The organism is Nitratidesulfovibrio sp. SRB-5, from assembly GCF_019931275.1.
Classification (GTDB): Bacteria; Desulfobacterota; Desulfovibrionia; order Desulfovibrionales; family Desulfovibrionaceae; genus Cupidesulfovibrio.
The window spans coordinates 1,248,214-1,261,095 of record NZ_JAIOTY010000002.1 but is presented as its reverse complement, the minus strand read 5'-3'; the positions used below and the strand labels follow the sequence as shown (position 1 = coordinate 1,261,095).

The window sequence follows — 12,882 nt, the reverse complement described above, 5'->3', positions numbered from 1 at the left end:
TCACTTGGCCAGCCGACGTCACTTGGCCAGCCGACGTCACTTTGTCACCCGGCGTTCCAGCATGAATTCCACGCGCCGGTTGCGCGCCCGGTTTTCTTCCGTGGTATTCGGGAAGAGGGGGTCTAACTCACCAAGCCCGGTGGCTGTCAACCGCTTGGAGTCGATACCCGCTTTCAGGAAATAGCGTAATACGCTCACCGCGCGCAATGAAGAAAGTTCCCAATTATCCCGGAATCTTGAGTTTTGACCAGGTTGCGAGTCATCCGTAAACCCCCGGATATTTATGGACTGGTCCTTCTTGCGCACGAACAGGTCGGCCAGAGGTTTCAGGTAACGTTCGGCCTGGGGACTCAAATCCGTCTCGCCGGGGGCGAACATGACTTCCGCCGGAATACGCAGGGTTATGACGCCTTCGTCGAACACGGCACCGATGATGCCCTCTACCCCCGTCTTGTTGAGGTAGGTGCGCATTTCCGAATAGGTGTTGCGCTGGGCCTCGATGATCTGGCGTTGCAGCCGCACCGATTCCAGCAGCGCGCTGGATTCGTCGCTGCGCACGGCAGACGTGGAGAGTTCCTTGTCCTTGCCGCCGAACACCGTGCGCACCGAATCGAACGTTTCGGTTATCTTGGTCTTATCGATGGTGGACAGGGCAAAGAGCAGGATGAAGAAGCACAGCAGCAGCATGGAAACGTCGGCAAGGGTGGCCAGCCATTCCTGAGGCGGCTCGTCGGCTTCGGATTCCATGTCCAGGTCGTCGTCATCTGCCATCCTTGCGCTCCTTGGGGGGCAGGAACGAGGAAAGCTTCTCGTACACCAGCCTGGGGTTGTTGTTTTCAAGAATGCATTTCGCACCCTCGAAGATGACCAGCAGGTGCAATTCCTCCTGCATGCTGCGCGCCTTCAGTTTGCCGGCAATGGGCAGAAACAGCAGGTTGGACAGCAGCGCCCCGTAGAAGGTGGTGATGATGGCCACGGCCATGGCCGGGCCGATGGACGAGGGATCGTTGAGCGTGGCCAGCATCTGCACGAGGCCGATGAGCGTGCCGATCATGCCGTAGGCCGGGGAATACCCCGCCAGCCGGTTGAACACGCCGATGGACACGTTGTGCCGCCGCTTCATGGAGGCAATCTCGATGGCCACGGTGCCGCGGATCAGGCCGGGGTCGGCATTGTCGGCAATGAGTTGGCAGGCCTTCTTGATCAGGGCGTTTTCGGTCTGCACGTTCTCGAGGGCGATGAGCCCTTCGCGGCGGCTGATCTCGGCGATGCGGACCATGGTGTTCACCACGTCCTGCGCCTGCACCCGCTTGGTGCCAAAGGCCTTGCAGCCGCCCCGCACCGCCTGCATCACCTCCTCCAGCGGAAAGGTGACCAGGATGGATGCGGCGGTGCCCCCGAAGACGATCATCACGCTGGGGATATCGAAGAATTTCCCCGGCTCCGGCCCCATGAGAATGGCGCTGATGACCAGGCCGAAGCCCGTGAGCACCCCGAAAAAAGTTGCTATATCCATAGGTTCGGCCTAATATCCTGCCTGTTCGCCGTGCTTCGCCCCGCAGTTCCCCCCCATGGGCGCGGGCAGTGCGGACCGGAACGACCGGTCTGGTGGCCCCCCCACCGTTCACGCACAATCAATAATGTCGGTGATCTTATGCAAAACCCGGAAAATGTCCAGAATGCGACATCCGTTATCACTTCCGCCCTGTCCGGAATCTCCGGACAGACCGGGCCCGCGCCCCGCCCCCGCGTGGGCGTGGTGTGCGGCACCGGCCTGGGCGGCCTGGCCGATGCCCTGGCCGACGCCCGCCCCCTGCCCTATTCGCGGGTGCCGGGCTTTCCGCAATCCACGGTCGCCTCGCACGAGGGACGGTTTCTGTTCGGGCGCATCGGCACGGTAGAGGTGGTGCTGCAACAGGGCCGCTGCCACCTGTACGAGGGCTACGCCCCGGAAGACGTGTGCATGGGCGTGCGGGTCATGGCTGCCCTGGGCGTGGAGATGCTGGTCATCACCAACGCTGCGGGCGCGCTGAACCCTCGCTGGGACGCGGGCGACCTGATGCTGATCACCGACCACATCAATTTCACCGGGCGCAGCCCCCTGACCGGCCCCAACCACGACGCCTGGGGGCCGCGCTTTCCCGACATGAGCGCCCCCTATGACGCCACGCTGGGCCGCATCGCCATGGAAGAAGCGGCGCGCCTTGGCGTGCGCCTGGAGCGCGGCGTGTACGTGGGCGTGCCCGGCCCGCAGATGGAAACCCCGGCGGAAACCCGCATGTACCGCCAGATGGGCGCAGACGCCGTGGGCATGTCCACGGTGCTGGAAGTGATTGCCGCGCGCCACATGGGGCTGCGGGTGCTGGGCATTTCGTGCCTGACCAACAAGAACCTGCCCGACTGCATGCAGGAAGCCCCGCTGGAAGAGGTCATTCGCGTTGCGGGGGAGGCCGGGGACAAGTTGACCCGGCTGGTGGCCGCTGTGGTGGAGAGGGTGTAAGGGGAGTGCGCTTTGCTGGTGGTCGTGATACGGGTGTTTAGCCATTCATGACAGGCTGTACTGATTCATAGTTTGGGTCGCCTCCGGCGTGGGGCAAGGGGCCGCATAGCGGCGGCCCCCTGCCAACCCCCGCGCTCCAGGGGGGCTTCGCCTCCCCTGGACCCCCAGCGTATCCTGCACCGCATTTTCACCGGACAGCTTCCCTGCGGCGCAAGCGCCTTCGGGTGATCTGTCCGGCGCAATGCGTATGCGCACGCGGCTCTCGTCGTTCAGGCTAGGGTCCGAGTTCTGCCTTTACCGTCGGTCGGTTCGCGGTGCACCCGCTACGCCGGAGCTTCCGCCCTTCGCAAGGCCTCCGGCGGCGATCTCCGGCGGCGGGCGCAATCCGCGTGGGTTGTTCAGACGTAACAAAACGATGTAGCTCGCACGTGTTGCTGCAATCAAAAAAAAATACGGCAGCTGCCCCGCAAACAGCCATGCCTGATGCCAACCGGAGACGGCCTCTCGCGTAATGAGAAGGTCGGGGAGTCTCCCCCCTGAATCGCCGCCTCACCGCCTACGCCACCGTTCCAGCGTCACGTCCCGCCCCCCCTCGCCGCAGCTTTTCTTTATCATTCCGATCCCCCGACACACGCTTGCCACCCGGCCCGCGTAGGTGTATGCATGCCGTCCGCGACACGCCGTGGCCGGCATTGTCCCTCGCCGGGCCCGCCGCATGGGCACCGCGTTGTCGCCCCGCCCCGCCTCCCCGCCGCATGCGGGAACGCGTCTTCCCCCACAAGCCACCAGCCGCGCCGGGCCAGAGGCCCTGCCCCGCCCGTGGCCGAAGCCCATCCCGCCAGGAGAATCTCCCTTGAGCACCGCAGTGCACAACGACAGGTTGCGCAACGTCGCCATCATCGCCCACGTTGACCACGGCAAGACCACCCTCGTGGACGCCCTGTTTCGCCAGAGCGGCGTGTTTCGCGCCGACCAGCAGATGGACGACCGCGTCATGGACCGCATGGACCTGGAACGCGAGCGCGGCATCACCATTGCCGCCAAGAACTGCGCCGTGTCGTGGCAGGGCGTGAAGATCAACATCATCGACACCCCCGGCCACGCCGACTTCGGCGGCGAGGTGGAGCGTGCCCTGTCCATGGCCAGCGGCGCCATCCTGCTGGTGGACGCCTCGGAAGGCCCCCTGCCCCAGACCCGCTTCGTGCTGCGCAAGACGCTGGAAGCAGGCCTGAAGGTGGTCGTGGTGGTCAACAAGATCGACCGCAAGGACGCCCGCCCGCAGGAAGTGCTGAACGAAATCTACGACCTGTTCATCGACCTGGACGCCAACGAACAGCAGCTGGAATTTCCCGTGCTGTACGCCATTGGCCGCGAAGGCGTGGCCATGCACGGCCTTGAGGACGAGCAGGTGGACCTTTCGCCGCTGTTCGAAACCATCGTCAAGGAAATGCCCGGTCCCATGTACGACCCGGCGGAACCCTTCCAGATGCTGGTGGCCGACCTTGCCTACTCCGACTACCTGGGCCGCATGGCCGTGGGCCGCGTGTTCCACGGCTCGGTCAAGGCCAAGGACAGCCTGGTCTGCATCGACGAGGACGGCAAGGAAAACCCCCTGCGCGTCACCCGCCTGCAAGTCTACGAAGGGCTGCAACTGCGCGACGCCGACGAGGCCGACCCCGGCGACATCGTGGTGGTGGCGGGCATCGAGAACGTGAAGATCGGCGACACCATCTGCACCCGCGAAGCCCCGCGCGCCCTGCCCCGCATCCGTGTGGACGAGCCCACCGTGGCCATGCGCTTCACCATCAACACCTCGCCTCTGGCGGGCCGCGAAGGCAAGCTGGTGCAGTCCAGCAAGATCCGCGAACGCCTGCTGCGCGAAGCGCTGTCCAACGTGGCCATCCGCGTGGAAGATTCCGAGGAGCGTGACAGCTTCATCGTGAAGGGCCGCGGCGAATTCCAGATGGCCATCCTTATCGAAACCATGCGCCGTGAAGGCTTCGAGCTGTGCGTGGGCCGTCCGGAAGTCATCATGCGCGAGAAGGACGGCGAGCGCCTGGAGCCCATCGAGCACCTGTACGTGGACTGCGACGAGGTGTTCATGGGCGTGGTCACCGAAAAGCTGTCCATCCGCAAGGGCCGCATGACCAACTGCGCCAACAACGGCACGGGCCGCGTGCGGCTGGAGTTTTCCGTGCCCTCGCGCGGGCTCATCGGCTACCGCGACGAATTCCTTACCGACACCAAGGGCACCGGCATCATGAACTCGTACCTTGAAGGGTACGAGCCGTATCGCGGCGACTTCCCCACCCGGTTCACCGGTTCGCTGGTGTCCGACCGTTCGGGCAACGCCGTGGCCTACGCCCTGTTCAACCTGGAGCCGCGCGGCGAAATGTTCTGCGTGCCCGGCGACCCGGTGTACGAAGGGCTGATCTGCGGTGAGCACAACCGCGAAAACGACATCGACGTGAACCCCACCAAGGAAAAGAAGCTCACCAACATGCGCGCCTCGGGCAAGGACGAGAACGTCATCCTTACCCCCGTGCGGCCCATGACCCTGGAGCGCGCCCTGCACTTCGTGCGCGAGGACGAAATGGTGGAGGTGACCCCCCTGTCCATCCGTCTGCGCAAGACCATCCTGGCCGCCCAGAAGCGTTACCAGATGGAAGCCGCCAAAAAGAAGAGCAAGTAGCCGAAAGGCACGCAGAGAGAAGGCGTGGCCGCGCGGCGCACAGCCGGGCGACATGTTCATCGAAAGGCACGGCGGCCGGAATCCGAAAGGGTTCCGGCCGCCTTTGCGTTGCTGGCGGCAGCGCGCCGGGGGCAGGTGCGCCGGGCAAGCTGGCCAACGGAGCGCCAACAAGACACCGGACAAGGCCCCGGGCAAGCCGCCGGACAATCGCACGGGCAAGCCAGCCAGCAGGCCGCCGGACCATCCTGCCAACGGGTCGCCAAACGGGTCGCCAAACGGGTCGCCAAACGGGTCGCCGAACGGGCCGACACCCCGCCCCCCTGCGTCACTGTTCGTCGTCGGCGTAGCGGTTCAGCTTGGCATGCAGGGTCTTGCGGGTAATCCCCAGCCGCCGGGCGGCCTCGCTCTTGTTGCCTTCCGAGACGTCCATGGCGTCCAGTATGGCCGCCCGCTCGATTTCCTCCAGCGTCATGCCATTGAACCGGGGCACCGCGCACGTCGCGTCCCCATCTTCCCCCGCGATGGCGTGGGGCAGTTCCCGTTCGCTGATGTATTCCCCCACCAGCAGCACCACGGCACGCTCCGCGGCATTCTCCAGTTCGCGCACGTTGCCCGGCCAGTCGTGCTTGAGCAACCTGTCCATGGCCTGCGGCGTGAAGCCCTTCACCCGTTTGCCGTTCTTTTCGGTGAACCTGCGCAAGAAGTGCCCCGCAAGCAGCGGGATGTCCTCCACCCGTTCGCGCAGGGGCGGAACGTGCAGGGTGACCACGTTGAGCCGGTAGTACAGGTCCTGCCTGAAGCGCCCCGCTTCCACCTCTGCCCTCAGGTCGCGATTGGTGGCGGCGATGATGCGCACGTCCACCCGAAGCGTCTGGTCGCTGCCCACGCGCTGTATCTCGCGCTCCTGAATGGCGCGCAACAGCTTGGCCTGCATGGGCAGCGAGGTCTCGCCTATCTCGTCGAGGAAGATGGTCCCCTTGTCCGCAGACTGAAAGCGCCCCTCGCGCCGTTTTTCCGCACCGGTGAACGCGCCCTTCTCGTGCCCGAACAACTCGGATTCCAGCAGCGTTTCCGTCAGGGCCGCGCAGTTCACCGTCACGTAAGGGCCATGCCGCCGCTGGCTGTTGGCGTGGATGGCCCGCGCGATGAGTTCCTTGCCGGTGCCGGACTCGCCCGTGACCAGCACCGTGGCTTCCGATGGCGCGATGGAGGCCATCATGTCCATCAGCCGGTGCATGGACTGGCTTTGCCCGATGATGCCCGCCGGATCGAACGATGCGGCCAGCGTGGTCTTGAGCGCGGCGTTCTCGTCGCGCAGGGCGGCGTGGTCCAGCGCGCGTTCCAGCGTCAGGCGCAGTTCCTCGAAGTCCAGCGGCTTGGTCAGGTAGTCGTAGGCCCCGGACCTGATGGCGTCCACGGCGGACTCCACGTTGGAATATGCCGTCATTATCAGGATGGGGATGGCCGGGTTGTAGGCCCTTATTTCCCGCAGCGCGCCGATGCCGGACAGCACGCCCATGCGCAGGTCCATCAGGATGAGGTCGAACGGGGCTTCCCTGCACAGGGTGACGGCGGTTTCGCCGTCACCGGCGCATTCGGTGCGGTAGCCCCAGTCGGCCAGCAGGGTCTGCAACATGCCGCGGTGCGTGGCGTCGTCGTCCACCACCAGCAGCCGCGTGCCGGATGTTCTGGTCATGCCTTCCTCATGCAGGCCGCCGCAGCGGCAGCGATATGGTCACGGTGGTTCCCCTGTCCGGCTGGCTCTCGACCTTTATGGACCCGCCGTGCGCTTCCACCACCCCGTGCACGATGGCCAGCCCCAATCCCGTTCCGGAGGGCTTGGTGGTGAAATAGGGGTTGAATATCTCCTTCAGCACGTCTGGCGACATGCCCCGTCCGGTGTCGGCCACCTGAACGTCCAGCCATGCGCGGGGCCCTGCATCCGGCTTGCCGCCCGGCCCCCTCTCCGCCCTTTTTTCCGGCCCTTTTTCCGGCCCTTTTTCCGACCGGGCGGCGGCGCGCACCTCCACGCTTCCGCCCGGCGGCGTGGCCTCCACCGCGTTCAGCAACAGGTTCAGCAGGGCCTGGGTGAACCGCTCCGCATCCAGGAAGGCCAAAGGCAGCGCGGGGCCCGGCTCGCAGCGCAAATCCACGCCCCGTGCCGCCGCATCGGTTGCGGCCAGTCGCACGGACCGCTCGATGACCGTGTCCACGTGCACCTCACGCAGGTCCGGCACGCCGGGACGGGCGAACTCCAGCAGTTCGCAGACCACGCGGTTCAGCCGGTCCACCTCCTGCACGACGAGCCGGGCCGCATCCCTGCCCTTGCCGTCGTCCTGAAGCCGCCCCGCGAGATAGGTGGCGAAGCCCTTGATGGAACTGAGGGGGTTGCGGATCTCGTGGGCCACGCCCGCAGCCAGGTTGCCCAGCGCGGACAGCCGTTCGTTGCGCCGCAACTGGTCTTGCAGGCGCTTCACTTCCTCCAGGTTGCGCAGGATGAACAGGTGGCCCAGGAATTCGCCGTCTTCATTGACGATGCGCGAGGCGCTGAGGCTTGCGGGGACCACCCTTCCGTCCTCCGCCACCAGTTCGCATTCCCGCTCCATGACGGGCTTTCCCGCGGCAAGGTCGTCGCAGGCCCCACGCCAGTCCACGCCCCACCTGCCGCCCAGGGGGGAACCTTCCAGCCGCTCCTGCTTCTGCCCCAGCATGGCCGCCACCGAGGCGTTGGCCATGGTGATGGCGTCATCCCCGTCAGTGACCAGCAGACCCACGGGAAGCTGGGTGACAACCTCCGTCGCGAACGCCCGCGTATCCCGCAGCAGCCTGCGCGACAGCCGGTAGTTCTGCGCCCAGAACAGCGAGATGAATCCCCCGAAGCCAAGCGTGACCACCAGCAGGGCGAACATGGCCGCATTGCGCAGGTCTTCCGTCAGCGCCTCCTCGAACGGCGCCACGGCAAGCCCCACGAAGATGTCGTGCCGTTCCGCCCCACTTTCGCCATATCCCGAAGGGGTTGGCGGAGAAGACCCGCCACCGTCCGTGCAACTGGAGCCGGGGGCGTGCCCGGCATCATGCAGCAGCGGCAGGGACGGCGAGAACACCTTGTACACCTCGAAAACCTTGCCGGAAGGGGTTTCAATGGTGCGCCACTGCCTCTCCTGCGTGGTTGCGGGAATGCCGCCGTCCTCCGCCGCGTGCAGGGGCTGCCCTATGCTGTCCCTGTTGCTGTGGGCGATGATGACGCCGCGCCCGTCCACCACGGCCATGTAGGCGATGCCCGGCTGCCTGGCGGTTTCCGCCAGCAGGGCCTGCAAATGCTGCCCGCCCCCGCTCTTGCCCATCCAGATCCGCGTGCCCGCCTCCAGCGCCCAGATCAGCGCTTCCGCCCGGTCCATGAGATTCTGCGACATGTGCCGTCGCTCACGCTGGGTGTTGCGCACCGCAAGGACCACCACGGCCAGCGCCAGAATCATGGCCATGCCCACCACCAGCCACGGCGAAAGGCGAGATGCCGCGCCCTTGCGGTCGGGCATGTCGGGGTTCAATACCATCGGTTCCTCCTGTCGGCGGGGATATGTAACCTTTTTACCCACACCATCCAACCCACCCGTAACCGAATTACCCATGCCGCCGGGGCGGCTGAACTGCGGCCACCTGGCAGGCTGTTCATAATTCTTTTTCATTTCATGATGTTAAAATTCAACGCACACGCTGGCACGACTCCTGCCTTAGCCAAACCGCCAGCAGGCGACGCCGCTGGCGGCGGGCCTGTGGCTCGTCCGCAACATCCATGCCGTGCGCACGCGGCACGCACCCCTGCAACAGGCAGGACGGAGGTGACACCCATGTCCGGATACCCGCACCATTTTTCTGGGGCCTTCTGGCACAACCTGCACGTTGATTCGTCGCTTGTCGTGGCGGGCATCGCGCTGGTGGCCCTGGCATGCCTTTTCGTGGCCAGAAGCCGCCGTGCCGCAGACTGCCGGGCGGATCGGAACGATTCCATGGACATCCTGAACCGTCGGCTGGCGCGTGGGGAAATAACCCTGGAGGAATACAACACCTTGAAGGGCGCCTTTTAATGCCCGCCGACGGACCCCGTGAACACAGATGATCGAATGCCTCGGAAACGTCGCGGCGGCCATGGCCATCAGCGCGGCCATGGCTGCCGCGCTGACTCTTGGCGACCTTGGCGCCGCGCATGACCCGGACGCCACGCACGACCGCACAAGCGTGGCCCTTTCCGTGACGGTCCTGGAGGCCCCGGCGGACGGAAACCATGCCGTCGCCCCTCCTTCAGGCCCGCATACCCGCTGCGGCTGACGGTCGCATTGCGGACATGCCGCCTTCGGATTTCCCACCACGCCTTCCGCCCGCCCCTGCCGCATGGTGCGGCAGGGACGGGTGAAGGAAGGGGAATCCGCATGCGGACAACGTTCCTCATCAGGCATGGCACACGGCCCGGCAGACCTGCGGGACGACGGTAAACGGCGGGACGACGGTAAACGGCGGGGCGCATCGCGTTCCGCCTTCAGCATGTCCGGGCTGTTCCGGACATTGGAGGATGGATGTATCTCATGGCCAACGGGGCGATGCTCATCGCCCTGCTTCTCGTCGTCCTGGCGGCGGGTTTAGCCTGCCTGGAGGCATGGCACGGCAGGGACCGCGCCCTGCCATGGCTGGAGCGGACATACCTTGGCGCAACGTCACTGGTTATCCTCTCCTCTGCCGTATTGCTGCGGGCACTGCTGGGGCGGGACTTTTCGCTGGCCTACGTGGCCCAGTACACGGACAGCACCCTGCCCCTGTTCTATACCATCACCGCGTTCTGGGCCGGGCAGGCGGGCTCGCTGCTGTTCTGGGCGCTGTGCATGGCCGTTGCCGGGCTGCTGTTCATGTTTTCCGGCGCCTACCAAGGCCTTGCACCCCGCACGCGCACCCACTTCTGGCTGTTCTTCCTGCCGCTGCTGGCGTTCTTCCTGCTGTTGCTCACCGGACCCAACAACCCGTTCGTCATCAACGCCAGTCCTCCGCCGGACGGGCAGGGGCTGAACCCGCTGCTGCGCAGCATCGGCATGATCCTGCACCCGCCGCTGCTGTTCGCGGGGTATGCGGGCTTCGCCATTCCCGCCTGCCTGGCGCTGGCGTCCGTCATGTCCGAAGAGCGCAAGCGCTGGATAGACGTCGCGCACAACTGGAACATCGCCTCGTGGGTGCTGCTGACCGCCGGCATACTGCTGGGCGGCTGGTGGGCGTACATGGAACTGGGCTGGGGCGGCTACTGGGCGTGGGACCCGGTGGAAAACGCCTCGCTGATCCCGTGGTTCTCGGCCACGGCGTTGCTGCACACCATGCTCGTGGAACGGCGGCTGGGCGATTTGCGCCGCACCAACGTATTCCTGGCCTGCCTCAACCTGCTGCTGTGCCTTTTCGCCACGTACCTGGTACGCAGCGGGGTGGTGGAATCGCTGCACGCCTTCGGCGGTGGCGGCGTGGGCGGGCCGCTGCTGCTGGCCATGCTTGCCGGCATCGTCATCACGCTGGCCGTGCTGGGCGTGGCGCCCCGGCCCGGCAAGGGCGGCGAAACTCCCGGCCCCGCCAGCAGGCGTGGCGCGGTGGTATTGCTGGTCTGGCTGCTTTCCGCCCTGGGAAGCGTGGTGCTGCTGGGCACCATCTGGCCGGTGATAAGCCAACTGTGGCAGGCCAACCCCGTCGGGGTGAACCAGGGCTTCTACAACACCATCTGCCTGCCCCTGTTCACGGCCATGGCCATGCTGCTGGCCGTGGCGCCGTGGCTGGGCTGGACCGGCGGGGTGCGCCAGCCCGGCGCGCTGCTGGCCGTGGCCGGCACGTGGGCCGGTATCGTGGCCGTAGGCTGGTGGGGCGGGGTGCAACCCCTGCTGTCGGCGGCGGGCGTGGCCTCTGCCGCCGCCGTGACCGTCTCGTGCATCCTGCTGGCCCTGCGGAACCCCGGCGCCGCCCGCACCCGCTGGTTCATGGGCAGCCACGGCTCGCACCTGGCCTTTGCGGTCATCGTCCTTGGCGTGGCTGTGTCCGGCCCGTTCCAGAAGAGCCACGAAGCCCCGCTGTCGCCCGGAGAAAAGTTTTCCTTCGGCGGCTACGACTTCGTCTACGTGGAAAAACGCCAGCGCGAAACGCCGGAAATGGCCATCGACGAGGCGGTCATATCGGTGAGCAAGGACGGCAAACCCGTGGGACAGCTTACCCCGCAGAGCCGCGTGTACCGCAACTTCAGCCACCCCAGCAGCGAGGTTTCCATCCTGTTCAGCCTGGGCGAGGAACTGTACGCCACCATCCACGACCTTGACGGTGACCGGGTTACCCCGCTGAAGGTGAACATCAACCCCATGGTCAACTGGGTGTGGATAGGCAGCCTGGCCATCTGCCTGCTGCCGTTCTTTGCCCTGCGCCGCCGAGGCGCGCCGCAGGAGGGCTCCGATGCGTAATACGGAAGGTACCGCCGTGCACGCGCTGCATGCGCGAAAAATCGTCATCATGCTGGTGGCGCTGTCCGTGGCCGCCACGTTCCTGACAGCCTTTCTGCGCGGGCCCACCGGGCCGGGGCGGCAGGAAGCGGCAAAAGCCAGACAGGCCGGCGCCGACGCGGGCGAAATCGCGGCCCTGATGCAAAAGGTGCAACAAAACCCCGGTGATGCGGAATCGCTTTCCAAGCTGGGGGAACTGTTCAGCCGGGCCAAGGACTGGCCCAACGCCGTGACCTTCTGGGGCAAGGTCATCGAACTCGATGCGGGCGACGACGACGCCTACTACCACAGGGCACACGGCCTGCTGGAACTGCAACGGTTCGATGACGCCCTGGCCGACTATGCGGCCATCATCAGGCTGACGCCCGGATCGGCCGTGGCCCACTATTACACGGCCATGATCCAGAAATACGAAAAGAACGCGCCGGACCTGGCGCGCGAACACCTGCAAAAGGCGCTGGCGGCGCAGCCCAAGGACAAGGGGCTGCTGGCCGAAATCAACAAGGAACTCGCCAGCCTGAAATGACAACGCGCCCGGCGCGGCGGCCCCGTGGGGGACCGCCGCGCCGGATAGCAAGGGCCGCACGGGGTCGCGCAGGAACATGCCGCCGACAGCCGCGCAGGTTGCCGCGCCCGAGTCCTTCCTTTCGTCCAAAAACTGACGCGGCAACAAAAAAACACTGCAAATATGCCATGATGGATGCATGGCATGCTTCCTGCTTCGGCTATTCCAAGCCAAGGAGGCACACTCATGAAAGAAAACATCATGCGCCAGGCCGCTGAAAACCTGACCAACGAAGACCAGGACATGCTCCGCCGCCTTGGCGAGGCCACCCGTACCGACGGCACCAAGCCCGCGCTGGACATGGATCTGCGCGCCGACCTGTGCGCCGAGATGGCCGAAATGGCCGAAGCGGTGCGCAGCCTGCTGACCCTGATGAACCGCCACGGCTTTCTGGACAACCTGCCCGACCGGGCCCACCCCGCCTACCAGTCGGTGATGCGGCGCATCGGGGCCTCCGCCCTGCGCGGCCAGAGCCTGCTGGCCCGCTCCGAGGCGCTGGACAAGGACACCCTGCTGGCCGTCATGCCCGAGCACAACAAGCGGCTCAACTAGTGGGCCGACTGGCGTACCGGTTGGCGCACCGGTTGGCCCGCTGACTGGCGTACTGACGACCTGC

11 protein-coding genes are annotated in these 12,882 nt (G+C 65.8%); 7 read left to right on the top strand and 4 right to left on the bottom strand.

What is annotated here, in order from left to right:
* Nucleotides 1–36: 36 nt before the first annotated feature.
* Both K6142_RS12610 and K6142_RS12605 read right to left on the bottom strand, forming a co-directional pair.
* On the bottom strand, nucleotides 37–771 hold the full coding sequence (locus K6142_RS12610) for a flagellar motor protein MotB (RefSeq protein WP_012611967.1): 735 nt from the start codon (nucleotides 769–771) through the stop codon (nucleotides 37–39).
* Complete coding sequence (locus K6142_RS12605; RefSeq protein ID WP_190244963.1) at nucleotides 761–1,516, bottom strand: motility protein A; 756 nt, start codon at nucleotides 1,514–1,516, stop codon at nucleotides 761–763. Before K6142_RS12605 ends, K6142_RS12610 begins: the two co-directional genes overlap by 11 nt.
* 138 nt (nucleotides 1,517–1,654) lie before the next feature.
* Between K6142_RS12605 and K6142_RS12600 the strand changes: the two genes are divergently transcribed.
* Both K6142_RS12600 and typA read left to right on the top strand, forming a co-directional pair.
* Entirely contained in the window at nucleotides 1,655–2,500 is an 846-nt protein-coding gene (locus tag K6142_RS12600; protein WP_190244964.1) for a purine-nucleoside phosphorylase, read from the top strand.
* A gap of 853 nt (nucleotides 2,501–3,353) precedes the next feature.
* Nucleotides 3,354–5,192, top strand: coding sequence for a translational GTPase TypA (gene typA, locus K6142_RS12595; RefSeq protein WP_190244965.1), 1,839 nt, complete (start codon nucleotides 3,354–3,356; stop codon nucleotides 5,190–5,192).
* A 325-nt stretch (nucleotides 5,193–5,517) separates the two neighbouring features.
* On the opposite strand, the gene K6142_RS12590 is transcribed toward typA, so the two are convergent.
* Nucleotides 5,518–6,888, bottom strand: a complete 1,371-nt coding sequence (locus K6142_RS12590; RefSeq protein WP_190244966.1) for a sigma 54-interacting transcriptional regulator — start codon at nucleotides 6,886–6,888, stop codon at nucleotides 5,518–5,520.
* 7 nt (nucleotides 6,889–6,895) lie between these two features.
* Complete coding sequence (locus tag K6142_RS12585; protein WP_190244967.1) at nucleotides 6,896–8,746, bottom strand: ATP-binding protein; 1,851 nt, start codon at nucleotides 8,744–8,746, stop codon at nucleotides 6,896–6,898.
* 294 nt (nucleotides 8,747–9,040) lie between these two features.
* Between K6142_RS12585 and K6142_RS12580 the strand changes: the two genes are divergently transcribed.
* From K6142_RS12580 to K6142_RS12560, 5 genes are all read left to right on the top strand, one after another.
* A complete protein-coding gene (locus K6142_RS12580; RefSeq protein WP_012611973.1) occupies nucleotides 9,041–9,277 on the top strand; it encodes an SHOCT domain-containing protein in 237 nt (78 codons plus the stop codon).
* A gap of 28 nt (nucleotides 9,278–9,305) precedes the next feature.
* Complete coding sequence (locus K6142_RS12575) at nucleotides 9,306–9,518, top strand: hypothetical protein (protein ID WP_190244968.1); 213 nt, start codon at nucleotides 9,306–9,308, stop codon at nucleotides 9,516–9,518.
* Between the two features lie 245 nt (nucleotides 9,519–9,763).
* Nucleotides 9,764–11,662, top strand: a complete 1,899-nt coding sequence (locus tag K6142_RS12570; RefSeq protein WP_190244969.1) for a heme lyase CcmF/NrfE family subunit — start codon at nucleotides 9,764–9,766, stop codon at nucleotides 11,660–11,662.
* Entirely contained in the window at nucleotides 11,655–12,227 is a 573-nt protein-coding gene (locus tag K6142_RS12565) for a hypothetical protein (protein ID WP_190244970.1), read from the top strand. Before K6142_RS12570 ends, K6142_RS12565 begins: the two co-directional genes overlap by 8 nt.
* 225 nt (nucleotides 12,228–12,452) lie before the next feature.
* Nucleotides 12,453–12,818, top strand: coding sequence for a hypothetical protein (locus K6142_RS12560; RefSeq protein ID WP_012611976.1), 366 nt, complete (start codon nucleotides 12,453–12,455; stop codon nucleotides 12,816–12,818).
* Nucleotides 12,819–12,882 lie beyond the last annotated feature (64 nt).

What these genes read in the sequence shown, in the direction of transcription:
- K6142_RS12610 (WP_012611967.1), bottom strand. Translation starts at nt 771, where the DNA reads ATGGCAGATGACGACGACCTGGACATGGAATCCGAAGCCGACGAGCCG.
- K6142_RS12605 (WP_190244963.1), bottom strand. Translation starts at nt 1,516, where the DNA reads ATGGATATAGCAACTTTTTTCGGGGTGCTCACGGGCTTCGGCCTGGTC.
- K6142_RS12600 (WP_190244964.1), top strand. Translation starts at nt 1,655, where the DNA reads ATGCAAAACCCGGAAAATGTCCAGAATGCGACATCCGTTATCACTTCC.
- K6142_RS12590 (WP_190244966.1), bottom strand. Translation starts at nt 6,888, where the DNA reads ATGACCAGAACATCCGGCACGCGGCTGCTGGTGGTGGACGACGACGCC.
- K6142_RS12585 (WP_190244967.1), bottom strand. Translation starts at nt 8,746, where the DNA reads ATGGTATTGAACCCCGACATGCCCGACCGCAAGGGCGCGGCATCTCGC.
- K6142_RS12580 (WP_012611973.1), top strand. Translation starts at nt 9,041, where the DNA reads ATGTCCGGATACCCGCACCATTTTTCTGGGGCCTTCTGGCACAACCTG.
- K6142_RS12575 (WP_190244968.1), top strand. Translation starts at nt 9,306, where the DNA reads ATGATCGAATGCCTCGGAAACGTCGCGGCGGCCATGGCCATCAGCGCG.
- K6142_RS12570 (WP_190244969.1), top strand. Translation starts at nt 9,764, where the DNA reads ATGTATCTCATGGCCAACGGGGCGATGCTCATCGCCCTGCTTCTCGTC.
- K6142_RS12565 (WP_190244970.1), top strand. Translation starts at nt 11,655, where the DNA reads ATGCGTAATACGGAAGGTACCGCCGTGCACGCGCTGCATGCGCGAAAA.
- K6142_RS12560 (WP_012611976.1), top strand. Translation starts at nt 12,453, where the DNA reads ATGAAAGAAAACATCATGCGCCAGGCCGCTGAAAACCTGACCAACGAA.